The organism is Duganella hordei, from assembly GCF_040369125.1.
GTDB classification, from domain to species: domain Bacteria; phylum Pseudomonadota; class Gammaproteobacteria; order Burkholderiales; family Burkholderiaceae_D; genus Rugamonas; species Rugamonas hordei.
The window spans coordinates 669,454-694,998 of sequence record NZ_BPWI01000002.1 but is presented as its reverse complement, the minus strand read 5'-3'; the positions used below and the strand labels follow the sequence as shown (position 1 = coordinate 694,998).

Sequence of the window (25,545 nt, the reverse complement as noted above, 5' to 3'; positions counted from 1 at the left end):
ATATTGCTCCTGGTTGCATTACCTTGGAATTATCGGCAGATTGACGAATAACTGTAGCCCCCCTGACTGCGCCCTATGACAACACAGACTTTCCTCTGGCACGACTACGAGACTTTTGGCGCCCAGGCGCGCCGCGACCGCCCGGCGCAATTCGCCGCGATCCGCACCGACGCCGACCTGAACGAGGTGGGCGATCCCATCATGTTGTATTGCAAGCCTGCCAATGACTTCCTGCCGGATCCGCAATCCTGCCTGATCACCGGCATCACGCCGCAGCAATGCCTGGAATGGGGCGTGCCCGAGCACAAGTTCGCCGCCACCATCGAGCAGGCGTTTTCCAAGCCGGGTACCATCGGCGTCGGCTACAACACCATCCGCTTCGACGACGAGATCACCCGCTTCATGTTCTGGCGCAACCTGATCGACCCGTATGCGCGCGAATGGCAAAACCAGTGCGGCCGCTGGGATCTGCTGGACGTGGTGCGCATGACCTACGCGCTGCGGCCGGAAGGCATCGAATGGCCGCTGCGCGAAGACGGCAAGCCCAGCTTCAAGCTGGAGCACCTGGCCAAGGCCAACGGCCTGCTGCACGAGGCGGCGCACGATGCGCTGTCCGACGTGCGGGCGACCATCGCGCTGGCGCGGCTGATCAAGCAGAAGCAGCCGAAGCTGTTTGATTTCTGCCTGGCGCTGCACAAGAAAGACCGCGTGGCCGACGAGATCGGCATGCACCTGGCGCCCAACCTGCGCGCGCCGTTCCTGCACGTGTCCGGCATGTTCCCGGCCGAGCGCGGCTGCATCGCGCTGGTGTATCCGCTGGCCACGCATCCGACCAACAAGAACGAAATCATCGTCTGGGACTGCACCTACGACCCGAGCGAGCTGTTCACGCTGGACGCCGACACCATCCGCACCCGCATCTTCAGCCGCAGCGACGCGCTGCCCGAGGGCGTGACCCGCCTGCCGGTCAAGAGCATCCACCTGAACAAGTCGCCGATGCTGGTCGCCAACCTGAAGACGCTGTCGCCGGCCATGGCCGCCAAGTGGGGCATCGACCTGGAGCAAGGCAAGGCCTACGCCGCGCTGGCCGCCGCCGGCCGCAACATGGATGTCGAGTGGGAGCAGGTGTTCCACCGCCCGGCGGGTGAGGAGCTGGACGTGGACGAGGATTTGTACAACGGCTTCGTCGGCAAGGAAGACCGCCGGCTGCTCGATTCCCTGCGCAAGGAGACCCCGGCCAAGCTGGCGACGGCATCGCCGTCGTTCAGCGATCCGCGCCTGCTGGAATTGCTGTTCCGCTACCGCGCGCGCAACTTCCCCGAGACCTTGTCGGAAGGCGAGATGGAGCACTGGGAGCAGCACCGCGCGGCCCGCTTCTACGACGGCGCCGGCGGCGCCCGCAGCATCGACCAGTTCTTCGGCGAGATCGACCACCTGCAACAGGATGCCGACGAGCGCGCCGAGCAGATCCTGGCCGAGCTATACGACTACGTTGAGATGGTGGCGCCCGCCCACTAGGCTGTCGCGCAGCTTGGCGGCGTCGACCTCGCCCATCCAGGTCGCCACCGCGAGGCAGGCGATGCCGTTGCCGATCAGGTTGGCGATCGGGCGGCATTTCAGCAGGCGTTCGATGCTGACGATCAGCACCAGGCCCTCGGCGGAAATCGCCGGCACCGCGGCCAGCGTCGCGCCCAGCGTGACGAAGGCCGAGCCGGCGATGCCGCTCGACGCCTTCGACGTCACCATCGCCACCAGCAGCACCGTGCCATACTGCGCCAGGCTCAGCTCCACCTGCCCCGCCTGCGCCAGGAACACCAGCGCCAGCGTCAGGTAAATGCTGCTGCCGTTCAGGTTGAAGGAATAGCTGGCCGGCACGGCAACGCGCGTCACCGCCGGCGCGCAGCCGGCTTCCTCCAGCCGGGTGATCAGCCTCGGCATCGCCGCCATCGACGATGCCGTGCCCAGCACCAGTATCAACTCATCGCCTATCCACAGCAGATACCGCCACAAGCTGAAACCGCACCAGCGTGCCACAGCACCCAGCACGATGACGACGAAAGCAAAGGTGGTCAGGTAGATCGCGCCGATCAGCTTGAGCAGCGGCGTCATCGACAGCAGGCCGTAATGGCCGACCGCGTAAGCGACCGCGCCCAGAGCGGCCAGCGGTGCCGCCTTCAGCACCAGGTTAACGGCGGCGAACAGCCAGCGTCCACCGGTTTCCAATGCCCGCCCGATGCGCGCGCTGCGCTCGCCCTGCCAAGCCAGCACGCTGCCGCAGACGATCCCGCCCAGCAGTAATTGCATGGTGCTGTTTTGCGCAATGCAATCGCGCAGCGTGGCCATGATGGCGCCGCCATGCGACAGTGCCGGCGCGACCGCAGCGGCATGCATGGCCGGCAGATGCACGCCGACGCCAGGTTCCAGCAACCATGCGCCCACCATGCCGGCCATCAGCGCCAGCAAGGTGCAGGCCTCAAAGTAGACCAGCAGCCGCAAGCCCAGGCGGCCAAGCTGGCGCAGATCGCGTAGCGAGGCGATGCCGGCCGCCACGGTGCAAAAGATCACCGGCCCCAGCAGCAGCCGGATCGCATCGACAAACCACGTGCCCAGCGGACGCAGCAGTTGTGCTTCTTCGGGCGCGCAATAACCCAGCGTCATGCCGATGGCGATGGCGCACAGGATCTGCATCGACGGGTAGTACAACACGGGCTTGCTCATCGGCGCACGCTCTGGAATCGCTTCCATGTTCGCGTAAAAAAAATGACTCCGGGGGCTCCAGTAACTCATGGCCGGGAGTCGCCACGGTCCATGATAACAGGGAGTTGCCGCCAGAAACTACAACGATGCTGAGCCGCATATTCTTCCAGCGGCAACTGCACGCTGGCGCCTTGGCGGAAGGCGCGGAAGCTCTGCTGCTGTTGCAGCGACGGCCACGCGGGCTGGCCGTCCACGTCCGGCGTGCCGTTGCGGACAAAGGCGGCCCAATGCGCGATCATCTGCGCCGACAGCCGGCGCTGCGCCTCGCTCATTCTTTCGGCGTGGTGAGCGAAGGCGCCGCCCGGCCACAGGTAGGGCAGCTCGGCGGCGTGCGCGGCGCCGAACTTGAAGGCGCCCGGTTCGCCGTATGGCGCCTGGCCATCCTCGAACTGGTAGAAATAAACCGGCGCATCCCGCGCCGCGGCCTGCGCCAGCGGCAGCATGGTGCAGCCGCCGAGACCGCGCATGCCGCTGTCGGTCAGGATGGCGCTGATCTTGTACGCGTATTCGAGCGGATCGCCGGCGTGGTCGTCGCGGTAGGCGTTGCCGACCGCGCCCCGCAGCGCCGGTGGCAGCAAGGTGGCGAGCCAGTCTTGGTAGCGCTGTTCATCGTAGCGGAAGAAACCGGGACCGGCCATGCGGCCCTCGTCGCGATTCGCGCCGAGCAGCAGCGGCACGCGCGCCCAATGGTGGCGGGAGATTTGCGCGACGGCGTAGTCCGGCAGCAAACCCGGCCGACCTATGGCGGGGGCCGCGCCGCCGCCGGCCTGCACCAGTTGCAGCGGCGTAGCGCGGCGCATGCAAGCCATGTCGATGCCATCGCAGCCGAGGCGACGCGCCAACGCTTCGGCACGCTGCCTGGCCTCGGCGGCGGTGTCCACATCGTGCAGGCAATCGTCGCTGGAAATGATGGCGGCGCGGAACAGGCCCCGCGCCTGCGACGCCGCCAGCAGCGGGCAGATCACCGTGCCGCCGGCCGATTCGCCGGCCAGCGTGACGCGCTGCGGATCGCCGCCCAGGCCCGCGATCGAGCGCCGCACCCACTGCAACGCCAGCAGCACATCCTGCAAGGCGTAGTTGCCGCCGTTAAAGAACCCCAGCGCGCCCAGGCGATAGTTGACGGTGACGACGACGATGTCGCCCTGCTCCGCCAACGCCGAACCGTCGTGATCATTGGCCGAGCCGCCCGTCGCGCCGCCGCCGTGCACGTAGACCAGCACGGCACGTGGCCGCTTCGACGCCGCAGCGGGGCGGTAGACGTTCAAGTACAGGCAATCCTCGCGCTCCGTGCCTGCCGCCAGCCCCACCGCGCTCTGCGGACAACGCGGCGGCAAGGCCTGCGCCGCCAGCCGGAACAGCCATGGCTCGGCGGCCAGCGGTGCAGTCCAGCGCTCCGCCGCGCCGTATGGCAGACCGGAAAACCGCTCGACCGCGCCCTGCCGCACGCCTTCCGCCAGCCCTTGCGGCAATCGCGCCAGCGGTCCGTTGGACTGCGCCGTGGCAACCGGAGCAGCGCCGGCCAGCGCCAGCAGCACAGACGCGATCCGCGCGCCGCCCCGCAAGCTCCACCGCGACATCACTGCGTCACGGCAGGCTTGATACGGGGATAAGTGCGCGTATCGAACGGCGGCGGCACATAGGACGGCACAAAATGGCAGCCTTCGCCATAGGCCGCCCTGGCCGCCTCGCAGCGCGCCAGCAACTGCACGGGATCGGGCCGCTTGCCCTGCTCGATCCAATCCATCATCGCACGCAGCAATGCGGCGTACTGCGGCGTGGCCAGCTTGCTGTGCTCGTGCTCGTCCGTGAAGCTCTGCACCAGCAGCGGCGACGCGCCGGCCGCCGCCACCGCCTGCCGGAACACCGTCTCCGCCTCGACAAACACGGTCGGATCGTCGATCGCATGCATGGTCAGCGTCGGCACGATCAGCTTGCCGGTCAGGTCGCTGTCCTCGGCCAGCGCGCGCACGCCTTCCGGCGAGGCGGCAAAGCGCGGCACGTCGCGGTTGAGCGCCGCGTCGTCGTCCGAACCGCGATACACCACGCCCATATTGCTGAACGGGTTCAGCCCCTTGAACTGGCGCAGCGTCAGGTCGCGGAACGTGGCCGTGGCCCAGTTCAGATGCGCACCCAGCGTCCGCTCCGGTATGCGCGTCACCGCCAGCAGGTTGCGCAGGATGCGCTGCTGCTCCGGCGTGCGCTGCGCCGCCGGTTTCGACAGGCCCGTGCAACTGTCCAGCCGCGCCGCCACTTCCTTGCTGCTCAACGGATTCTGCGCAGCCAGTCCCTGCCACAGCGGATATGCAGGCTCGTCCGGCAACGGCAGGTTGCGGCAATAGTACTGGACCAGCGCCCGCAGATCCGCGCGGAAGTCATACGCCAGCGAACCGCCGGACAACAGGCCGCTGGTCAGGATCACGCCATCGTAGGCCGGCTTGCCGTCGGCGTCGCGGCCGAACAGCTCGGCGGTCTTGGCCGCCACATTGCCGCCCCACGACTGCCCATGCAGCAGCGTGCGTTTCGGCCGTCCGAACTGTTTCCAGAACAAGGCCCGCGCATGGTCGGTATCCTCGGCCGCGTCGCGCACGCCGTAGCCGGCGTGGCGATAGCTGGACCCGGTCCATGCGTATCCTTCCTGCACCATCACCGCAAAGCGCTGCAGGTCCGACACCGGCTCCGACGGCGACGGCGGCTTCAGGCTGGGTCCGCCGTGGCTGTGCACCACCAGCGTGCCGTTCCATGCCTGCGGAATGGCGGTCAGATAAAAAGCCCCATTTGCGTCCTGGCCGGTATAGCAGCGCGTCTGCGCCGGCATTTCGCGCGGACAGCTTTGCGGATGCTGCGCCTGTGCCGTGCCGGCGGCGAGGAATGCCGGCACGATGGTTAGCCAGATGGGGAGGGAAATAGGCTTCATGTCAGAAAGTCGCACTCAGGTTGAGATAGAGGTAGCGGCCGTACGGGTTGTACAGACCGCCGTTATAGCCGCCCTGCGCCAGCGGCGGCAGCTTGTCGAACAGGTTGCGCGCGCCCAGCTTGACGCGGGCTTCCTGCAGCCATTTGTCCATCGGCAGCTTGTATTGCACGTAGCCGTTCCACAGCGTTTCGCCGCCTTCGCGCCAAGCCTGGCCGGCCGGCGTGAGGAAGTTGGTGTCGTAGACGGCGCTGATGTAATTGCCCGACAGCCCGACCTGCCACTCGCGCAGCTTCCACGTCAGGTTGGCGGCGACCTTCACTTCCGGATGGCCGTAGTTGCGCAGCTGGTTGTTCTCCAGGTCGCTCAAAGGCAGTGCCGCGTTCAGCTGGCCGGCGGCGCGCGCGGCGATCAGGTCGCTGATGCCGCTCAGCGGCGACTTGGTGAACTTGTCGGTGTAGCCGATGTTCAGGTTGCCGTCGAAGTTGCCCAGCGTGGCCGTGCGCTTGCGCCAGTTCAGCGTCACGTCGTAGCCGCTGATGTGCTGCGGCTGCAGGTTCAGGAAGGTGTCCTTGACGTCGGTGATGTTGCCGACCGGCGTCAGGCCGGTGCCGGCGAAGGCGGCCACATCGTCGGCGTTCGGCGCGGCGCGGATGATGCGCGGATCGCCAGCGCCGCCGGTGACGCGGCTCAGGTAATCGGCCGCCGACACATTGCTCAGGCCCAGCGTGCCGACGATGCCCACCTGGTCGATGCGCCAGCGGTCCACCGTCATGGTGAAGCGGCCCAGCGAGGCGGGAATAAAGGCCGGCTGCAACACCAGGCCGACGTTCGACGTGGTCGAGGTTTCCGGACCCAGTTTCGGATTGCCGGAGATGAAGTAGCGCACACCCGGCACCCGTGAGCAGTTGCTGAAGTTGGTCAGGCGGCCGGCGCGGATGTCGGCCTCGCACTTGAAGTAGTCGGTCACGCTGCTGGCGCGGCCGTAGGTGTAGTCGGCCGTGGTTTCCAGGTTGGGCGCCTTGAAGCCTTGCGAGTATGAAGCGCGGAAGCGCACGCTGTCGTTGACGTCCCACGACAGCGCCACCTTCGGCTTGGAGACGCTGCCGAAATCGCTGTAGTGCTCATAGCGGCCGGCCACCTGGAAATTGAGCGCCTGCACCAGCGGCACGTGCATCTGCTGCGAGATCGCCGGCACGGCGAACTCGACAAACGTGCCGCCCACCACGCGGCTGCCCTTGGACGACGGCGTGACGTTGACGCCGGTCGCGCTGGACGGCTGCGTCAAGCCGGTGACGGCGTCGAAGAACGGGATCGAGCCGTTGACGTGCGGATCGCGGTTATCTTCCTGTGTTTCGCGCCGCGCTTCGAAGCCGAAGGCCACGCCGACATCGCCGGCCGGCAGGCTGAACAGGTCCCGGCGGGACAGTTTCAAATCCCCCAGCAGCAGGCCGGTGCGGTCGGCGCGCTTGACCCGGATGCGGGTGGCGTCCAGCGCGGCCTTGGAGCTGGGCGTGCAGTCGCCGCCGCCGGCGCCGTTGATGCAGCTGCCGTTGAAGGGGTTGTAGGCGTCCGGCGTGGACAGCGCCAGCTGCTTGTACAGCGCATTCGAATCGACGCCGTCCGAGATGTCGGTGGCGGTGGCGACCGAGTACAGCAGGCCGGTGTCGTAGTCGAAGCCGGCCTTGGTGCCTTTCAGCGCGATCAGGTAGCGGTACTGGTAGTTCTCGACATCGACGCGGTCGGGGCCGAAGTCGTTGAAGCGGTAATTGGTGAAGGTCAGCGGCAGGCCCGAGGCCGGCACGTTGCTCAGGTTGGGCAGGCGGTTCGGATTGGTCGTGCCGTCGGCAAATTTGACCGGGCCGAACGGGTTGTAATAGTTCGACGCCGGCACGCCGACCGGCACCAGGCTGGTCGGCTGCGTGGTCAGGGTCTGCGCGGTGGCGTGGTAGACGCCCAGCTCGCCGTAGACGGTAGTGACGTCGTCCAGGTCGTAGTGGCCGCTGAGGAACATGTTCTGGCGCTGGATCGCCGGCGACACGGTGATCGCATCGTTGGCCGCGTTGTTGTACTTGAGGATGTTGCCGGCGCCGGTCGTGCCCTGCGCATTGCCGGCCGTGCCCAGGCACAGGTTATTGCCCAGCTGCGTGACGCAACCGGCGATATTGTTCGGCTGGATGTGGAAGGCGCCGGCCGCCGTGGTCAGCGACGTCGTGCCCTGCTTGATCGCCGACGTCACCGGACCGCTGCCGTTGAACACCGAACCGTTCATCCATGAGCTTTGGTTGCCGCGTCCGTCCGCCGTGCCGTTGCCCGCCCACGGCGTGCCCACAAACAGCGCGCGCTTGTCCTGGTCGGCGGTGAACGGCATATCGCTGGGGTTCTGGTGGCTGCGGTTGAGCACGCTCAACGACATCGACAGGTTGCCCCGGCCATCGGCGAAATTCTTGCCACCGAAAATATTGGTATTGGTTTCCGAGCGGCTGGTGCCTTCGGCGTGGCCGTACTGGCTGCTGACGGTCAGTCCGTTGAAATCGGTTTTCATGACGGTGTTGACCACGCCGGCCACCGCGTCCGAGCCGTAGATCGCGCCGGCGCCGTCGAGCAGGATCTCCAGACTCTGGATGCCGGACGCGGGAATCGCGCTGGAGTTGTAGGTGATCAGCGGCACGGTGTTGTTGCCGTTGCTGGTCGGGTGCGTGACCAGGCGGCGGCCGTTCAGCAGCACCAGGGTATCGCCGAGGCCGGCGCCGCGCAGGTCGATCGAGCTGACGTCGCCGCGCGCGGTGTTGCTGGTCTGCGCCTGGTTGGTCGGATTGAAAAATACGTCGCCCACCTGCGGCACCTGGCGCAGCAGGTCGTCGCCGTCGACCGCGCCGGTGGCGGCGATCTCATCGGCGGTGATCACGGCGACCGGCAGCGCGGTGCTGATGCGGGCGCCCTTGATGCTGGTGCCGACCACGGTGACCTTGGTCATTTCCTCGGCCGGCTTGGCCGGTGCATTGGGTGTTTGCTGCGCCTGCGTGGACACCGCAGCCGAGCATAGTGCGACTCCCCACAGCAGTTGCCTGCGTTTTTTCTGATACGTCATTGCTATCTCCAATATTTTTTTGTTGTACGCCGCGTCTGTAGCGCAGCGAAGCCATCCTAGACGGCGGTCATCCTGATGTAAAATATCTTAACTTCGCATGTTCGATACTTAATAAATATGGAGTCCTCTTGGAGCTCAGGCATTTGCGCTATTTCATCGCCGTCGCAGAGGAAGAGCATTTCACGCGCGCGGCCGAACGCCTGCAGATCCAGCAGCCGCCGCTGAGCCAGCAAATTCGCGCGCTGGAGGAAGAATTGGGATTTCCGTTGTTCCGGCGCCACCCGAAAGGCGCGGCGCTGACGCCCGGCGGGGTCGCCTTCCTGCAGGAGGCGCGCGCCATCCTGTCCAGCGTCAGCGAAGGTTCGGCGCGGGCGGCGCGGGCGGCCAGCGGCGCCGAAGGCCATCTGTCGGTGGGCTTCACCAGCTCGGCGGCGGCGCATGCGATGATTCCGCGCCTGATGCGCGCCTACCGCGCAGCCTGGCCGGCGGTGCGGCTGGACTGCCGCGAAGGCAACGCCGCCGAGCTGACCGAGGCGCTGACCGCCGGCACGCTGAACGTGGCTTTTTTACGCCAGCCGGTCAGCCGGCCGGACGGCATCGTTTTTCATACGCTGCTGGAAGAGGAAATGCTGCTGGTGCTGCCCACCGGCCATGCCGCGCTGAGCGGCCACGGCGGACGTGGCATGCCGCGCATCGCCTTGTCGGCATTGCGGGACGAACAGTTCGTGCTGGTGCGGCGCGGCGGTGCGCCGGGCATGTATGCGGATCTGGTGGCGGCCTGCGTGCGGGCCGGCTTCACGCCGAAGATCGCGGTCGAGGTGGACCGCATGCTGACCAATATCAGCCTGGTGGCGGCGGGAACCGGCGTGTCGGCGGTGCCGGCATCGATGCGCGGCTTCCACGAAGGCAGCGTGGTCTACTGCAGGATCGCCGACGGCGGCCTGGCAGCGCCGCTGACGCTGGCCTGCCGCGCCGCCGACCCGCCGCCGACCCTGGTCAATTTCCTGGCCGAGGCCGAGCGGTTGGCGGAAGTGCGGCTGAAGTACGACTGACTAAGCCCGGTGCAGGTTGATGGCGTTGCGGGTTTCCTCAGCAACGCGGCGGGCGGCTGCGGCAAAGTCCTCGCTGCTGCCCTGCGGCGCCGCGTACAGGATCGCGCGCGACGAGTTGATCATCATGCCGGTGCCGGCGGACGTCTTGCCCGACTTGACCGTGGCGGCGATATCGCCACCCTGCGCGCCGATGCCGGGCACCAGCAGCGGCATGTCGCCGACGATGGCCCGCACCTGCGCCAGTTCTTCCGGGAAGGTGGCACCGACCACCAGCGCGCACTGGCCGTTGCCGTTCCATTTTTCCGCCACCAGGCGCGCCACGTGCTGGTACAGCGGCTTGCCGTCGACGTTGAGGAACTGCAGGTCCGAGCCGCCGGGGTTCGAGGTGCGGCACAGGATGATGACGCCGCGGTCGCTCCACTCCATGTACGGCTCCACCGAGTCCGAGCCCATGTAAGGATTGACGGTGACGGCATCGGCGCCGTAGCGGTCGTAGGCTTCGCGCGCGTACTGACGCGCGGTGGCGCCGATGTCGCCGCGCTTGGCGTCCATGATCAGCGGGATGTGCGGGTAGTTGTCGCGCACGTAGTGGCAGATTTTTTCCAGCTGGTCTTCCGCGCCCAGCGCCGCGAAGTAGGCGATCTGCGGCTTGAACGAACAGGCCAGGTCGGCCGTCGCGTCGATGATTTCGCGGCAGAAGTGGTAGATGCCTTGCGCATCGTTCTGGAATTGCGCCGGCAGCCTGGCCATGTCCGGATCCAGGCCCACGCACAGCAGGGAGTCGTTGGCCGTCCATGCGGCGGATAATTTGTTGATGAAAGTCACGACGCACCCTTCTATTTTGTTGCAAACCCTCTATTGTACCGCGCCGGCATCGGGCGGTTCGCATCGGGCTGTTAAAATTTGCCCTCTCTCCATAGAAAGCGTATTCCATGAAATTATCCCAAAAAGTCGCGATCGTGACCGGCGCCACCCAGGGCATAGGCCTGGCCTGCGCCCAGCGCCTGGTGGCCGAGGGCGCCAAGGTCATGCTGGTCGACATCAAGCCGGAGGGCGCATCCGCCGCCGCCACGTTGGGCGAGCAAGCGCGCTTTTTCGCCGCCGATGTGAGTCAGAAGGCCGACGTCGACGCGCTGGTGGCCGCCACCATCGCCGAGTTCGGCCGCATCGACATCCTGATCAATAACGCCGGCGTCACCCACGCCGCCGATTTCCTCGACCTGACCGAGGACGATTTCGACCGCGTGCTGCGCATCAACCTGAAGTCCATGTTCTTGTGCGGCCAGGCCGTGGCGCGCCAGATGGTCAAGCAGCAGAGCGGCTGCATCATCAATATGTCCAGCGTCAACGCCGAGCTGGCGATCCCGAACCAGGTGCCGTACGTGGTGTCGAAGGGCGCGATCAACCAGCTGACCAAGGTCATGTCGCTGAATCTGGTGTCGCACGGCATCCGCGTCAACGGCATCGGCCCCGGCACCATCCTGACCGAACTGGCCAAGCAGGCGGTGATGGCCAGCCCGGAAGCGCGCCACACCATCCTGTCGCGCACGCCGATGGGCCGCTGCGGCGAACCGGAGGAAGTGGCGTCCATCGCCGCCTTCCTGGCCAGCGACGACGCCAGCTACATGACCGGCCAAACACTTTATGTGGACGGCGGACGCCTCGCCTTGAACTACACGGTGCCAGTTAAATAAAGGCTTGCGGGGCAGTTATGCGCATTGCTGATGTCTGGTATCTGAAACGACAATTAGACACATATCTATCGCGACGGCATAATTACACCTGTCTCCACTATTCTCCTCCAAGAAAATAGTTTTAAGCCCGCTTTCACCAGCGGGCTTTTTTTTTGCCCATTTTTTTGTCCACTGTCATAGCCGCGTCATATTCGCTCCATATACTGATTACATCTTGAGTACATGCAACCGATAGGCATGACTGAAGAAAGGTGCACCGGGGTCCCGGTGCACCACTCCCGCTTTCTTCCGCTGCATGGTATTGTCTGGTTCATGATCAAGCAATTCATCCTGACGAATTCCCACGCACGACTACGCTACTGGACCGCGATCGTCCTGTACCTGATGATACTGGTGCTGGGCTCCCTGCCCGGCGCCCGCCAGGACATCGCCCAGGTCGCTCCTGGCCTGATCCTGCATTCGGTCGCCTACGCCGGCCTGACCTTCCTGCTGTTCACCGGCGGCACAGGCAGCCTGGCGCAACGGGCCGGCAAGGCGGTACTGACCATCGCCCTGATGGGCGCGCTCGACGAATACGTGCAGAGTTTCTTCCCGTACCGCCATGGCGCCGTGTCCGACTGGCTGGTCGACTGCAACGCCGCCGCGCTGACGGCCGCCTTTATGTGGGCCCTGTGGACCCGCTTCCGCATCCCGCCGTCGCGCTGATATCGCCTGTGCAGTCCGCGGACGCACACAAGGCCAGCTCGACATCCAAACGCATCTGCTGCAACTGCTCGGCCTTGGCCACACGTACCAATTCATGCAATGAATGCGCCAACAAGTGCCGGCTGCGGGGCGTGCCGCAGGTTGCATTAATTAACTCTTCGATAATAGTATCTGTCACGTGTGTCAACATATCGATGTCCTATAAAGTGATACCCGACAATTATTGCTTGCGACTAGCAACTTTCAATTGATGTACATCAATTGGCCGTCCGTAGAGCGGGAACAAAACGGCGGCGCCGCCCTCTGACTCAAATGGGGAGCCATTTTGATTAATCGAACGGGGGAGGAACTATGAAGATGAATATGACCCAAAAAGCCATCGCCGCACTGTGCATGCTGGCCGTGGCCGGCTGTGCGGCGGATCGCAGTAGCAGCAGTAGCGACAGCGGCATGTCCAGCAGCAGTTACCCATCCAGCAGCGGCAGCACCGGCAGCATGGCCAACACCACCGGCTCGGGCGCCACCGGCACATCCGGCAGCAGCCCGAGCATGGCCGGCAGCGGCACCGCGTCCACCGGCAGCAGCTATGGCAGCGGCGCGCAGCCCGCCACCAGCACCTCCAGCTCGGCGCAAACCTCGTACGGCGTGGTGCAGGCCATCGACCAGATGCAGCGTCAGGATGTGGGCGTCGGCGCCGTGGGCGCGGCGGCGGCGGGCGGCAGCGCCGGCTTGCCGACCGACAAGGTCTACCGTGTCACCGTGCGCATGGACGACGGCACCAGCCAGATGGTGGTGGTCGACTCCATGCCCTCGTACAAGATCGGCGACCGCGTCCGCTACAACAACGGCATGCTGAGCAGCTATCAGTAGAGCTGTTCGACCTGATAGCCGCGCCGCTTCAGCAGTTGCGGCAGGCCGTCGTCGCCCACCAGATGCAGCAGGCCGACGCCGACAAACGCGACCTGGTCCTGCTGCATGATGCGCTCGATATTGCTGGCCATCTCGGGATTGCGCTTGCCTAGCAGCACGCGATTCATGAAGCCGGCCGAGATCGTGTCGCCGCTGGTGGCGGACTGCCACGCCGCGTGGATGCCCGGGGCGTCTGCGGCGCTCCAGGCGTCGATCAGGGCGGTGGATTTCTTCAGCGAGGCGCCATCGGCCAGGTCGGCCAGGTTTTCGAGCAGGTACTGCTCCTGCTGACGCTCGTCCAGCGTGTCGAACAGGCTCAGCTGGTAATCGGCGCTTTCCAGCTGGCGCACGGTTTTATCCTGCTTTTGCGCCGCCGCCAGCAAGGCATACTCCACCGCCTGGCTGCGCTGGTAGCCGTGGACTTCCATTTCCGCGCCGATCAGCAGGTTGGCGATCAGCCACGGCTTGTATTGCTGAACCGATTGCAGCGACAGCCCGGCTTGAGCCAGCGCCTGCACCGTCAGCCGCAGCGTGGCCGGGCTCAGATGGTTTTGCACCGTATCGCCGTCGGCGTAGCGGCCATGGCGGGCCAGCGCCAGCTGGAATGGCGCGGCCTCGCGGATGTCGAGTTCGATCACCAGCGCCTTGGAATCGAGCAAGGCGCGCGTCACCACCGGGTCCAGCGGGTCAACGCCGTCCCTGCCGACATGAATGGTCCCAAACAGATAGCTGGTCTTGCCGTCGTGCGTGACCCGGTACAGCTGGCCGCGATGCGCGGCCGGCGCCATCTCGGTCAGGCCGGCGCCGAACGCCGCCTGGCATACACCAATCAACACGCTAAATAAAATGGCAATTTTCGACGGCATGAGTTTTCCCCGCGAGGGCACGGAATGCCATCGAGATAATATTTACATTGAATAAGGGATTGGTAACGCGGCTTGGGTTACTGTTTCCAATAGTAAATCAGGAAAACGCCAAAGAAAATATCTTTTTAAAGGCCGATGAAAATATCGGCAAAAGCAGCACATTTAAATATCAGGCCGCCAATAAAATAACTATTAAAAGATCAAGTTATTAGCGCTTTAATACTTTAACTGATGTCATACCCACATTCTTGCCATGGGTTTCATTGATAAATGTCGTACCGGCCCGACATACCGCCCATGATCCCATTTTCCATACTCGACCTTTCCCCGATCGCCGAAGGCAGCAATCCTTCCGCATCGTTCCGCAACACGCTGGACCTGGCGCAGCACGGCGAACGCTGGGGCTACCAGCGCTACTGGCTGGCCGAGCACCACGGCATGCCCGGCATCGCCAGCGCCGCCACCGCCGTCGTCATGGCGCACGTGGCCGGCGGCACCTCGACCATCCGCGTCGGCGCCGGCGGCATCATGCTGCCGAATCACTCGCCGCTGGTGATCGCCGAACAGTTCGGCACGCTGGAAGCGCTGCATCCGGGCCGCATCGACCTCGGCCTGGGCCGCGCGCCCGGCTCGGACCAGACCACCGCCCGCGCCTTGCGCCGCACGCTGGAAACCGACGCCGACGCCTTCCCGCAGGACGTGCTGGAACTACAAGATTACATGTCCGACACGCCGCGCCAGCGCGTGCTGGCCGTGCCCGGCAAAGGTGCCAAGGTGCCGCTGTGGATACTGGGATCAAGCACCTTCGGCGCGCAGCTGGCTGCGCACCTCGGCCTGCCGTTCGCCTTCGCCTCGCACTTCGCGCCGCAGATGATGATGCAGGCGGTGTCGCTGTACCGCAGCAACTTCAAGCCGTCGGCGCAGCTGGACAAGCCGTACGTGATGTTGGGCTTCAACGTCTTCGCGGCCGACACGGACGAGGAAGCCCACTTCCGCGCGACGTCGATGCAGCAAGCCTTCGTCAACCTGCGCACCGGCAAACCGTCGCAACTGCCGCCGCCCAAGACCGGCTATCTGCAATCGCTGGGGCCGCAGGAGCGGGCCATGCTGGACACGGTGCTGTCCTGCGCCGCCATCGGCGCGCCGGAGACGGTCGGCCGCCAGCTGCGCGAATTCATCGAGCGCACCGGCGCCGACGAGCTGATGATCACCTCGCAGATCTTCGACCATGCGCAGCGGCTGCGCTCCTACGAAATCACCGCCGAAGTGCGGCAGTCGTAAGAAAATACCTGCGCTCAGCAGCAATTTGTTATCGCCGGTAAAATTACCGCCTGCAAATTGAAGGAGCGCCCAGTGAGCCAGTCCCACGCCCAGCAAGACATCTCCTCCGGCATGGTCTGGCTGTTCGCCACCGCGACCGGCCTGATCGTCGCCAATCTGTACTATGCGCAAACGCTGATCGGCCCGATCAGCCACGCCACCGGCCTCGACCCCGGCGCGGCCGGCCTGATCGTCACGCTGACGCAAATCGGCTACTGCCTCGGGCTGCTGTTCATCGTGCCGCTGGGCGACCTGCTGGAAAACCGGCGCCTGATCTTCATCGCCCTGCTGACCACCGCGGTGGCCCTGCTGGCGGCCTCGTTCACCGGCAGCGCCGCCCTGTTCCTGCTGGCCGCGTTCTGCATCGGCCTGGGCTCGGTGGCGGCGCAGATCGTGGTGCCGTTTGCCGCCCACATGTCGCGTCCGGAAAAGCGCGGCCAGACGGTGGGCAAGGTGATGAGCGGCCTGCTGATGGGCATCATGCTGGCGCGTCCGGTGGCTAGCCTGGTGGCCGATGCGCTGAGCTGGCATGCGATCTTCGTCATCTCCGCGCTCACCACCACCGCCTTGGCGTTCTTGCTGCGCGCCAGGCTGCCGCAACGCCAGCCGGATTCCGGCCTGCACTACTTCGCGCTGCTGGGTTCGATGTGGCAGCTGCTCAAGACCACGCCGATACTGCGCCGCCGCGCTGCCTACCAGGCCTGCATGTTCGGCGCCTTCAGCCTGTTCTGGACCTGCGTCTCGCTGGAGCTGACCGGCCCCTACTTCCACCTGAGCCAGTCGGGCGTGGCGATCTTCGCGCTGGTGGGCGTGGCGGGCGCGATCGCCTCGCCGATCGCCGGCCGCCGCGCCGACCAGGGCAAGAGCCGCTCGACGACGGCCGCCGCGCTGACCTTGGGCGCCATCGCCTTCGCGCTGCCGCTGCTGATCCATTCGACGCGCCTGGTCGACCTGGGGGTGCTGGTGCTGACCTCGATCATATTGGACATGGGCGTCTCCGCCAATCTGGTGACGGGCCAGCGGGCGATCTTCGCCTTGCCGCCGGAAATCCGCAGCCGGCTGAACGGCCTGTACATGGCGCTGTTCTTCATGGGCGGCGCGTTGGGATCGTCGCTGGGCGGCTGGATGTTCGCCGCCCACGGCTGGACCGGCGTGCTGTGGACCGGCCTCGCCTTCCCATTGACCGCCCTGTGCATCTTCGCCACCGAATAAACCGTAATCCGGGGTCAGATCTGACAATTGGACACGGGCTCTACCGTAGCAGCAGCTACGGTAGAGCCCGTGTCCAATTGTCAGATCTGACCCCGGATCCAGACTCCGGATTTAATGCGACCAGAGGCGGACCTGGCCTTGCAGCGAGACGTTGCCGTTGATGTTGAGACTGCCCAGGTTGCCGGTGACCGGCGCGTTCGGGTCGGTCTGCACGCTCAGCGATTCGAAGCCGAAGTTGGTGTAGCGTACATATCCCGGCAGGCCGATGGCGATGTAGTCGCCGCCGCCGTCGCTGCGGTTCTGCACGCCCAAGGTGACGGCAAACATGTCCACCATGCCGCGCACATTCTTGAACACGATGTAGCGGTTCTGCCCGTCGCCGTTGAAGCCCAGCGACAGGCGGCTGTCGGCCACCGCCCCCACCAGCGTCGGATCGTTCAGCGAAATGTGCGCGGCAAAGCTGATGCCGTCCTGCCCGCTCACCTGCGACAACTCCTTGTCGTCGAGCGCCTGCAGCGTGCCGCCCCGCGCCACGCCCGCCGCCAGCATCAACAGTAAATAGAGTGCGCGCGCCATCAGTGCTTGAACTTGATATCGAGGTACTGGATCTGGATCGAGCCTATGCGCGACGATCCCAGGTCCACCGCCGGCTGCCCCGGGCTGACGAAGGAAATATTGTCGACCGCGATCCCGCCCGCCGGCGCCACGCCGCTGCCGTAGCGCGGGTCCGGCCAGTCGATGCCGATGTGCAGCCGCGGCCCCGTCTCGTCGGTCAGCGCGTTGATCACCGCCGGCTGCGAGGCCACGTTCGCCAGCATCCACGGCGTGTTGTTGAACACGCCGTTGCCGTCGACGCCGCCAATGTGCACGCCGCTGAGCACCATCGCCTCGGTCGCATCCGTGCGTCCGCGCGGCTGGAACGACAGCTGGCCGATATCCATCCGCAGCGCAGCGCCGAAGGCGATGCCGTCGTTCACCTGCGGCGTCGAGAACTGCAGGCCGCCGCCATAGAACACCATGTCCTTGACCACCACGCTGCCCTGCTCCCGCGTGACGCCGTCCGCGCCCACGCCCCAGTCGTAAGCCATCTGCCAGCGCTGGTCGGCACTGGTGTTGAGCGGGAAGGCGATGTTGATGACGTCGGCCAGCCCCGGCGCGCCGGACACGATGTCGAGTTTGTAGGGGTCGGAAAACGGCAGCGGATTGTCGCTGCGCGAGGCGCTGAGTTTTTCCGCGTACAGGCTGGTGCCGGTCGGCGTGGTGTAGGTGACGCGCGCATCGCCGCTCATGGCGAAACCGCTCAAGTCGAAACTGACGCCGTCGCGCCCGCGCACCGACGACAGCGCCGCGTCGTTCAGCGGCTCCATCGCCAGCGCCGGCAAGGCCGCCAGCAACGAAGACAACAGCAACGCGCGCGCCGCGCCCATCACTTCACCTTGGGCAGGTTGGGCGGAACGATGCCGGTGGTATTCAAGGCCTGCAGCTTGTCGCGCCAGTTCAGCCAGACGCCGGCCTGCGCCGGATCCGACACCGGCGCCCCGGCCGCCGTCGGGAATTGCACGCCGTTCTTCAGCACCGACACCCAGAAGTCGCGGCTCGGGCCGCTGGCGTCGCCCGCCGTCACGCCGCCCAGCTGCGCGAACGACAGGCACGGCGCCGTGCACGAGCCGTCCCAGCGCTTGCCGCCCAGCGCGTCGGTATGCGAATCGAGCAGCACGCCCGTGCCGTCGGCCGCCAGCCCGCTCACCTTCATCGAGCCGGACAGGGTGTTGATCTTCATGCCGACGTCGCCGCTGATGGCGTCGAAGCCGAAGCGCATGCCGATCACTTCACGCGCCGCGCCGTCGCCGGCGTTGCGGTACACAAATTCAAAATAGGGATTGCTGATATGCACCAGGCGCTGCGCCTCGGTGCCGTCGCTGCGGCCGAACTGCAGCAGGCCGATGTCGATGTCGGCGCCGCCGCCGTTGCGCAGCGAGTAGTTGTATTCGCCCAGCCGCATGTTGCGCAGGTTGGCGCTCAGCGTGATGTCGGCGTCCAGCGCGATCTTGCTGAAGTCGTAGCCGCCCAGGCTGCTATTGGTGAGCGCGACCAGGCCCTGGCCACGCGTGTTGGACAGTTCCTCTTCGCTCAGCGGCTGCATTTGCGCCGACGCCGGTTGCGTGCCGCAGGCCAAAGCCGCGCACAGCGCCAGCGCACGCCAGGTGGTGGGGGTTCTCATGATGGCGGGAGCGGCAGCCGCGCACGCGGCCGCCGCAGCTCAGCTGATTAGTGAGCGAAGATCCACACGGTGGTGCCGCGCATGTCGATCTGGTTCATCGCTACCGAGCCGAACGACGCTGCGTTGTTGCCCATCTTGATCGCATCGACCGACACGTTCAGGTAGTGGCCGTCCGCGACCACGGAGGCTGGGATCGCGATCTGCACGACGTCGCCGCCGGTCGCCGGGCTGTAGAAGGTGCCTGGGTTGGTCACGCCGGCGGCGCCGGCAGCGGCCAGGAAGGAGTTCTTCGACAGGATATCGATGTTGGCGGCGATCAGGCCGTTGACCTTGATGCCGTTGAACGATACCGAACCGCCACCCAGGCCGTTGGCGTCGAGCGCGTCGGTGTCGGTGTAGGTGAACGAGTTGATCTTGATGTTCAGGTTGGCCGCGATCGACACGCCATCCTGGCCGCTGACGGTGCTCAGTTCAGCGTCTTGGATTGGGGTCATGGCCGATGCCGAGAAGGCCAGGGTTGCCAGGGCTGCTGCTACTGCGGTCTTGATGAATTGCATGTGTCGTCTCCGTGATGGTTTTGGTGTGGTTTTTTTTATACTGCGGGACCATCTTATGGCCCCGCAGCTGCTATCGTCCATGACTCGTCAGGCCAAGCTACAGGCCTTGCGAGCCGCCGGCATTAGTGTGCGAAGATCCACACGGTGGTGCCGCGCATGTCGATCTGGTTCATCGCGACCGAACCGAACGACGCTGCGTTGTTGCCCATCTTGATCGCGTCGACCGACACGTTCAGGTAGTGGCCGTCCGCAACCACCGAGGCTGGAATCGCGATCTGCACGACGTCGCCGCCGGTCGCCGGGCTGTAGAAGGTGCCTGGGTTGGTCACGCCGGCGGCGCCGGCAGCGGCCAGGAAGGAGTTCTTCGACAGGATGTCGATGTTGGCGGCGATCAGGCCGTTGACCTTGATGCCGTTGAACGATACCGAACCGCCACCCAGGCCGTTGGCGTCGAGTGCGTCGGTGTCGGTGTAGACGAAGGAATCGATCTTGATGTTCAGGTTAGCTGCGATCGATACGCCGTCCTGGCCGCTGACGGTGCTCAGTTCAGCATCCTGGATCGGGGTCATGGCCGATGCCGAGAAAGCCAGGGTTGCCAGGGCTGCTGCGATTGCGGTTTTAACGATTTGCATGGTGGTATCTCCGAGTTAAAGTTGGAATTTTTTGTCTGGGCTCACGACCGTCAGGCTGATCCTGGGCTCCGGGTAGGAGCCGCGGCGCGCACTGTCCGGTGCCGTGAAAATCTTAATATTTGACTATTAATTAAGTTAATCATATGAGTCGGCCCCGACACGGGTCCATCTTTTCACGCTGACTTGGAAAGCCAACGTCTTGGCCTTGAGAGCCATACAGAGTGGGGGCTGTGCCACGCAAGTGTTGTCTGCGATAGCATAAGTTCAGTCCAAAATTTCTAGAGTCACATTTCTAAAAAACTTAATGCCTGACACAGGCAAAGCATGCGTTAATAAGTTACAAAAATACAAAGACGAGTTGTCGCCCTAATAAAGCACGGTCGTTCTAATCTAGAATATTGGAGACAGCATGAAACCAGCATTGGGGCGCCCGACGCCTCTGGGCGGAGCTCATTCGCGAGCTTTGCAAGCACCCTCGCTTCATCATTTTTTAAGCGCGCGCTTGAGCACGCCGTCGCGCGTGCGCAGCTGCCTGAGCTCGGCAGGCTGACGCCATGCTGATGCTGTTGCTGGGCGTAGTCGCCGCCCTGATAGGCGGCGCCGGTGTCATGTCCCGACACGAGCCGCAGGACCGTCCGAAGAGCCAGTTCGAGATGCCGCAAGCCATGCTGGGCGGCGGCGCCTACGTGCAATCGGTGAGCCTGGAACCGTTTTCCGAACTCAAGTACAAGCACATCGTGCGCCAGGCGTTCGACTACAGCTGCGGCTCGGCCGCGCTGGTCACCATCCTCAACTATCACCTCGGCGTGATGGTCAACGAACAGCAAGCCATGGAAGGCATGCTGGACAAGGGCGAGAAGGAAAAGATCATCGAGCGGCGCGGCTTTTCGCTGCTCGACATGAAGCGCTACGTCGGTTCGCTGGGCCTGTCCGGCGCCGGCTTCAAGGCCGAGATCAAGGACCTGAAGACGCTGGAGGAACCGGCCATCGTGCCGATCGACTACGCCGGTTCCAAGCACTTCGTGGTGCTGCGCGGCATCCGCGACGGCGTGGTCTACATCGCCGATCCGTCGGCAGGCAACATCGTGTTCTCGGTCGAGGAGTTCGCGCGCTGGTGGGACAAGAACACGCTGTTCATCATCTCGCCGGCCAAGGGCCAGCGGCCGGTGGCGCAGCTGGCGCTGACCGACCAGGAACTGGGCGTGACCGACATGGACCGCGTGACCGGCAAAGGCCAGCAGACCGGCATCAGCAACTCGGCCCAGCTGTTGCTGCGCGCCGTCAATTCGGGCGCCGCCGGCACCTGGATGCATCGCAATTAATTCCGCAGCGCCCACACTTTCTCGAGGATGACGATATGATTTTCCGTACCATGCCTGTTGCTGCAGCCATCGCAACCATCATGATGGCGCTGCCGGCCACGGCGCAACAGACCAGCACCGGCAACGCCGCCGCCACCGCGCCGGCCAGCGCCGACGCCGCGCGCGACGCGCTGGCCAAGAAGGAAGGCGAAGGCGACCAGAGCGCGCTGCTGAAGCAGACGCTGACCGCCGTCGACAAGCAGTACTCGCTGATACGCCGCAACCAGCTGTCCGTCACCTACGACCTGAGCTATGCCTACGTCGGCGAGGAGCGCATCGTCACCGACCTGGCCAACGGCAGCACCACGCTGTTCAACATCGAGAACACCAGCTCGCACACGGTCACCAACACCTTCTCGGCAGACTACGGCCTGCTCGACAACCTGACCGGCAACGTCACCTTGCCGCTGATCTCGCGCTACTCCGACAACAACCTGTCGAACGGCATCTCCAACTCGCTGGGCGACCTCAGCCTGGGCGCCCGCTGGCAGCCGTTCGAGGCGCGCCGCGACACGCCCAACCTGACCGTCACCACCAATGCCCGCCTGCCGACCGGCCGCAGCCCGTTCAAGATCATCGCCGGCAGCGGCGAGGCCACCGGCAGCGGCGTCGGCGCCTTCTCGGCCGGCCTCAACGTCAACAAGATCGTCGACCCGGTCGCGCTGTTCGGCTCGCTCAACTTCACCGCCAGCCTGCCGGCCAAGCATCTGTACCAGGTCAACGGCACCCGCATCCTGACCCGCGTCCAGCCCGGCAACTCGGTCGGCTTCGGCATGGGCTTCGCATATGCGCTGTCGTACGGCATTTCCACCACGATCTCCTTCCAGGAGGCGATCTCGGCCGGCTCGAAGCTGCGCTTTGCCGACGGCCTGGAAGCCAAGACCCATATGCAGACGTCGAGCATCCTCAACATGGGCCTGGGCTACCGCGTATCGCCCAAGACCACCGTCAACGTCTCGGTCGGCATCGGCCTGACGCCGGACTCGCCGCAGTTCACCATCGGCATGAACCTGCCGCTGAATTTCTGATATGGCCATGCACAGCAACGTCCTCATGCGGAGGCGCGCCACGGCCATGGCCGCAGCGGTTGCCGGCGCGTGTGCCGCGCTGTGTCCGCTTTCCGTCCACGCCGCGCTGACCGAAAACCTGACCACCAGCGTGGTCGCCATGTCGCTCGGCAACGCCGTGACGGCCGACCCGCCCGGCATCGCGTCGATCCACTTCAACCCGGCCGGCCTGGCGCGGCTGAGCGGCGACGGCGAGAGCATCCACAACTTCGTGGCCTCGATCCGCACCTCGGCCGCCTTCACGCCGGGACCGAACTTCGACATCGGCGGCTGGACCGAGGATCCGATCTCCAACACCCGCACCGGCCCGGTGCGCCAGGTGATGTACGTACCCGGCTACGGCATGCCTGGCTGGCGCCTGCCGGCGGTGGCCGTGCCCGGCATCGGCATGTACTGGAACAAGGCCGGCTCGCCGTGGACCTTCGCCACCGACAGCTATATGTCGCAGGCGATGAGCTTGGACCGCACCACCGATCCCAACGATCCCGGCCAGTACCAGGGCCGGCAGGAACAGATCCAGCGGCTGGTCTACCTGTCGCCGTCGATCGGCTACAAGTATTCGGACACCCTGCGCTTCGGCGTCTCGGTGCCGATCGCCCACGCCGCCTTCGTGGTCGACACCAATATGCGCTTCCCCAACGAGCTGCTGGGCGTGTTCGGCCAATTGCAAAAAGGCTGGTGCCCGGAAAACGGCGGCAACATCATCGACGTGTTCGGTTTCGGCGTGTGCGGCGGCGGCAAGGACGGCATGGTCAGCCCGTTCAAGAAGGCCGCCAACATGCGGCTGGAACTGACGGCGCCGGTCGATCCGACCATCAACCTCGGCGTGCTGTGGGAACCGGCGCCGTGGCTGGGCCTGGGCGCGGTCTACCAGGGCGGCTCGAAGACGCACTACACCGGCACCTATGTGTTCGACACCGAGCCGATGCTGCGCAACTTCGTCAAGGGCCTGAACGCCTCGCTGCTGGGACCGATCGCCGGCGCCGTGCTGGGCTTCCCCAGCTCGATTCCGGCCACGCAGCGGGGCAATATGAGCGCGATCATCCCCTTCCCCTCCCACGTGCAGCTCGGCATCAAGCTGCGGCCGGTGCATTTTGCCCAGCTGAACGTCGACGCCAGCTACGCCCGCTGGAGCGACTGGGACGCGCTGCGCTTCCAGTTCGACCAAAGCATCAAGCTGCTGGAAGTGGCGCGGCTGTACGGCATCCCGGATTCGACCCGGCTGGTGATCCCGCGCGGCTACAAGAGCGTGGTCAACTTCGCCTATGGCCTGCAGCTGTATCCGATGGAGCGGCTGGCGCTGCGCTTCGGCTTCGAGCCGCGCAAGTCCTCGGTACCGGCCGACAAGATCGACTTGCTGGCGCCGCTGCCCAACACCAAGCTGCTGAGCGCCGGCCTGAGCTTCAAGCTCAACAAGAACACCGAGATCAGCGTGACCGGCTCCTACATGACGGGCAAATTCAACACGCCGGCCAACACCGATTGCAATATGAACTGCAGCAATTTCCTGAACATCATCTACAACCCGTATGCCGGCCAGAACGTCCAGGGCGACATCCATGTGCGCTATTTCGGTTTTGAGATCAACAAGCGTTTCTGATTTTTTGAGGAGCAAAAACATGACATCGACGAATACTCTGTACAAACGCGGTTTGCTGCTGCTGGCCCTGGGCGCGGCCTGCGCCGGCGCCCAGGCGGCGACGGCGCCGGTATCGCCGGCCAAGCAGGCACTGGTCGACCAGGTCCTCAAGCTGTGGAACCCGGACAACATCGGCCAATCGATGCTGCAAGTGCCGGTGGGCGACGCGGTGCAGCAGGCGCGCGCCATGCTGCAGGGCCGCGCCGCGCCGGAGAAGCGCGACGCCGCGATGAACGACATCGTCGGCGAAGCCAAGCAGTTCATGGCCGAGGCCACGCCAATCACCAAGGGCAGCGCCGACAAGCTGATCCCGACCACCATCGCCCCGCTGCTGGCCGAGCGCTACACCGAGGACGAGCTGAAGCAGCTGATCGCCATCCTCGAATCGCCGGTCAAGAAAAAGTTCGAGGCCATGCTGCCGGAAATGCAGAAGACCCTGGGTGAAGGCGTGGCCGCCGACACCCGCTCGGTCATCGATCCCAAACTGCAAGGCCTGAAAGAAAAAATCGGCCTGCGCCTGCGCACCGCGGTCACGCCATGACTTACTCCTCCGCCCTGCATCTGGTGCGCGGCGTCAAATCGCGCCTGACCCATTCCGGCGTGGAAGCGGAAGCGCTGTTCGCGCAAGCCGGACTGGACGAAGGGGACGGCCTCGCCTGCGACGCGCTGACCCTGTCCGACAAACTGAGCCACCTGTGGGAGCTGGTGGTGGAAAAATCGGGCGATCCGCTGATCGGCCTGAAGATCTCGTCGCCGCACCGGCTCGGCTGGCTGGGCGTGATGGGCCACATCATGCTGGTGTCGCCGACGGTGCAAAGCTCGATCGAGCGCTGCCACGGCCACACCCGCGTCGGCCTGCTGCTGCCGGGCGCGCGGCGCGACGTGCCGCAGCAGCGCTACGACTTTGTCTGGTGCGTACTGCTGCGCTCGCTGCGCTGCGCCGCCGGCCGCGACGACATCGCGCCGGTGGTGGTCGAATACACCTTTCCCGAGCCGGCCAACGCCCACGTGTACCGCGAAACCTTCGGTTGCCCGGTCAAGTTCTCGATGCCGCACAACGTCATGGAGTTTTCCGACACCGACCTGGTGATGGCGCTGCCGGCCAACCCGCCGCTGATGCCGGGCAGCGGCGAGCGCGTGCTGGCCTCGCTGGCGCGCGCCGAACCGCCGACCTTCAGCGCCAAGGTGCAGGGCCTGCTGGCGAGCCTGCTGCCGAAAGGCCCGCCGCACCGCGACGACGTCGCCGCCCAGCTGATGATGAGCGAGCGCACCTTGCAGCGGCGGCTGGCCGAGGAAGGCACCAGCTTCACCAACCTGGTCGACGACACCCGGCGCGAGCTGGCGCGGCAGTCGCTCAGTTGCGGCGAGCTGTCGCTGAAGATGCTCAGTTTCCAGCTGGGCTTCTCCGAGCCGAGCGCCTTCTACCGCGCCTGCAAACGCTGGTTCGGCATGGCGCCGTCGGACATCCAGCATCTGGCGCACCAGCCGGGACCGGAGCCGGAATCGATGAACGCCACCACGCCGCGCAAGTCGGCATAAACAACAACGAGG

23 protein-coding genes are annotated in these 25,545 nt (G+C 65.2%); 12 read left to right on the top strand and 11 right to left on the bottom strand.

Annotated elements, in window-relative coordinates; all coding sequences use genetic code 11:
• The first annotated feature begins 75 nt into the window (after positions 1-75).
• Positions 76-1,518: an exodeoxyribonuclease I gene (gene sbcB / locus ABWW33_RS07280; protein WP_353400449.1), complete on the top strand. Its 1,443-nt coding sequence runs from the start codon at positions 76-78 to the stop codon at positions 1,516-1,518.
• Here the strand turns inward: sbcB and ABWW33_RS07275 are convergent.
• The 4 genes from ABWW33_RS07275 to ABWW33_RS07260 are packed head-to-tail and all read right to left on the bottom strand — an operon-like array spanning position 1,480 to position 8,759.
• A complete protein-coding gene (locus tag ABWW33_RS07275) occupies positions 1,480-2,745 on the bottom strand; it encodes a cation:dicarboxylate symporter family transporter (protein WP_353400446.1) in 1,266 nt (421 codons plus the stop codon). The two genes, sbcB and ABWW33_RS07275, sit on opposite strands and share 39 nt — an antisense overlap.
• Before the next feature lie 38 nt (positions 2,746-2,783).
• Entirely contained in the window at positions 2,784-4,334 is a 1,551-nt protein-coding gene (locus tag ABWW33_RS07270) for a carboxylesterase family protein (RefSeq protein WP_353400443.1), read from the bottom strand.
• On the bottom strand, positions 4,334-5,671 hold the full coding sequence (locus ABWW33_RS07265; RefSeq protein ID WP_353400440.1) for an alpha/beta hydrolase family protein: 1,338 nt from the start codon (positions 5,669-5,671) through the stop codon (positions 4,334-4,336). The genes ABWW33_RS07270 and ABWW33_RS07265 overlap by 1 nt, the downstream gene beginning before the upstream one ends.
• A gap of 1 nt (position 5,672) precedes the next feature.
• Positions 5,673-8,759 carry a TonB-dependent receptor domain-containing protein gene (locus tag ABWW33_RS07260; RefSeq protein ID WP_353400437.1) on the bottom strand — a complete coding sequence of 1,029 codons (3,087 nt, stop codon included), beginning with the start codon at positions 8,757-8,759 and terminating at the stop codon, positions 5,673-5,675.
• Positions 8,760-8,887: 128 nt separating this feature from the next.
• Between ABWW33_RS07260 and ABWW33_RS07255 the strand changes: the two genes are divergently transcribed.
• Positions 8,888-9,811, top strand: a complete 924-nt coding sequence (locus ABWW33_RS07255; RefSeq protein ID WP_176654928.1) for a LysR family transcriptional regulator — start codon at positions 8,888-8,890, stop codon at positions 9,809-9,811.
• On the opposite strand, the gene pyrF is transcribed toward ABWW33_RS07255, so the two are convergent.
• Complete coding sequence (pyrF, locus tag ABWW33_RS07250; protein WP_176654927.1) at positions 9,812-10,636, bottom strand: orotidine-5'-phosphate decarboxylase; 825 nt, start codon at positions 10,634-10,636, stop codon at positions 9,812-9,814.
• 107 nt (positions 10,637-10,743) lie between these two features.
• Here pyrF and ABWW33_RS07245 point away from each other — a divergent pair, with 107 nt between their 5' ends.
• The 3 genes from ABWW33_RS07245 (at position 10,744) to ABWW33_RS07235 (ending at position 13,080) form a co-directional block, all read left to right on the top strand.
• On the top strand, positions 10,744-11,505 hold the full coding sequence (locus tag ABWW33_RS07245; protein ID WP_176654926.1) for an SDR family NAD(P)-dependent oxidoreductase: 762 nt from the start codon (positions 10,744-10,746) through the stop codon (positions 11,503-11,505).
• 312 nt (positions 11,506-11,817) lie between these two features.
• The gene (locus ABWW33_RS07240; protein WP_353400432.1) at positions 11,818-12,210 is read left to right on the top strand and encodes a VanZ family protein; all 393 of its coding nucleotides are present in this window, start codon (positions 11,818-11,820) and stop codon (positions 12,208-12,210) included.
• 357 nt (positions 12,211-12,567) lie between these two features.
• Positions 12,568-13,080, top strand: a complete 513-nt coding sequence (locus tag ABWW33_RS07235) for a hypothetical protein (protein WP_353400429.1) — start codon at positions 12,568-12,570, stop codon at positions 13,078-13,080.
• Here the strand turns inward: ABWW33_RS07235 and ABWW33_RS07230 are convergent.
• Positions 13,074-13,985: a TraB/GumN family protein gene (locus tag ABWW33_RS07230; RefSeq protein WP_353400426.1), complete on the bottom strand. Its 912-nt coding sequence runs from the start codon at positions 13,983-13,985 to the stop codon at positions 13,074-13,076. The genes ABWW33_RS07235 and ABWW33_RS07230 overlap by 7 nt on opposite strands.
• A 297-nt stretch (positions 13,986-14,282) precedes the next feature.
• Here ABWW33_RS07230 and ABWW33_RS07225 point away from each other — a divergent pair, with 297 nt between their 5' ends.
• On the top strand, positions 14,283-15,266 hold the full coding sequence (locus tag ABWW33_RS07225) for an LLM class flavin-dependent oxidoreductase (protein WP_353400423.1): 984 nt from the start codon (positions 14,283-14,285) through the stop codon (positions 15,264-15,266).
• A gap of 111 nt (positions 15,267-15,377) precedes the next feature.
• On the top strand, positions 15,378-16,517 hold the full coding sequence (locus ABWW33_RS07220) for an MFS transporter (RefSeq protein ID WP_353400708.1): 1,140 nt from the start codon (positions 15,378-15,380) through the stop codon (positions 16,515-16,517).
• A 111-nt stretch (positions 16,518-16,628) separates the two neighbouring features.
• Here the strand turns inward: ABWW33_RS07220 and ABWW33_RS07215 are convergent, their stop codons facing one another.
• From ABWW33_RS07215 to ABWW33_RS07195, 5 genes are all read right to left on the bottom strand, one after another.
• On the bottom strand, positions 16,629-17,093 hold the full coding sequence (locus tag ABWW33_RS07215) for a hypothetical protein (protein WP_176654921.1): 465 nt from the start codon (positions 17,091-17,093) through the stop codon (positions 16,629-16,631).
• Positions 17,093-17,944: a hypothetical protein gene (locus tag ABWW33_RS07210; RefSeq protein WP_353400420.1), complete on the bottom strand. Its 852-nt coding sequence runs from the start codon at positions 17,942-17,944 to the stop codon at positions 17,093-17,095. Before ABWW33_RS07210 ends, ABWW33_RS07215 begins: the two co-directional genes overlap by 1 nt.
• The gene (locus ABWW33_RS07205; RefSeq protein WP_176654919.1) at positions 17,944-18,738 is read right to left on the bottom strand and encodes a hypothetical protein; all 795 of its coding nucleotides are present in this window, start codon (positions 18,736-18,738) and stop codon (positions 17,944-17,946) included. The genes ABWW33_RS07210 and ABWW33_RS07205 overlap by 1 nt, the downstream gene beginning before the upstream one ends.
• Positions 18,739-18,785: 47 nt before the next feature.
• Positions 18,786-19,295, bottom strand: a complete 510-nt coding sequence (locus ABWW33_RS07200) for a DUF6160 family protein (RefSeq protein ID WP_176654918.1) — start codon at positions 19,293-19,295, stop codon at positions 18,786-18,788.
• Between the two features lie 122 nt (positions 19,296-19,417).
• The gene (locus ABWW33_RS07195; RefSeq protein WP_176654917.1) at positions 19,418-19,927 is read right to left on the bottom strand and encodes a DUF6160 family protein; all 510 of its coding nucleotides are present in this window, start codon (positions 19,925-19,927) and stop codon (positions 19,418-19,420) included.
• A 554-nt stretch (positions 19,928-20,481) separates the two neighbouring features.
• Between ABWW33_RS07195 and ABWW33_RS07190 the strand changes: the two genes are divergently transcribed.
• From ABWW33_RS07190 to ABWW33_RS07170, 5 genes are read left to right on the top strand one after another with little or no spacing between them, the layout of a single operon-like run.
• The gene (locus ABWW33_RS07190; RefSeq protein ID WP_176654916.1) at positions 20,482-21,249 is read left to right on the top strand and encodes a C39 family peptidase; all 768 of its coding nucleotides are present in this window, start codon (positions 20,482-20,484) and stop codon (positions 21,247-21,249) included.
• Between the two features lie 35 nt (positions 21,250-21,284).
• Positions 21,285-22,316 carry a transporter gene (locus ABWW33_RS07185; RefSeq protein WP_176654915.1) on the top strand — a complete coding sequence of 344 codons (1,032 nt, stop codon included), beginning with the start codon at positions 21,285-21,287 and terminating at the stop codon, positions 22,314-22,316.
• A gap of 46 nt (positions 22,317-22,362) precedes the next feature.
• Complete coding sequence (locus ABWW33_RS07180) at positions 22,363-23,955, top strand: OmpP1/FadL family transporter (RefSeq protein WP_353400414.1); 1,593 nt, start codon at positions 22,363-22,365, stop codon at positions 23,953-23,955.
• Between the two features lie 19 nt (positions 23,956-23,974).
• Positions 23,975-24,535: a DUF2059 domain-containing protein gene (locus ABWW33_RS07175; protein WP_176654913.1), complete on the top strand. Its 561-nt coding sequence runs from the start codon at positions 23,975-23,977 to the stop codon at positions 24,533-24,535.
• Entirely contained in the window at positions 24,532-25,533 is a 1,002-nt protein-coding gene (locus ABWW33_RS07170) for an AraC family transcriptional regulator (protein WP_176654912.1), read from the top strand. Before ABWW33_RS07175 ends, ABWW33_RS07170 begins: the two co-directional genes overlap by 4 nt.
• Positions 25,534-25,545: the final 12 nt, after the last annotated feature.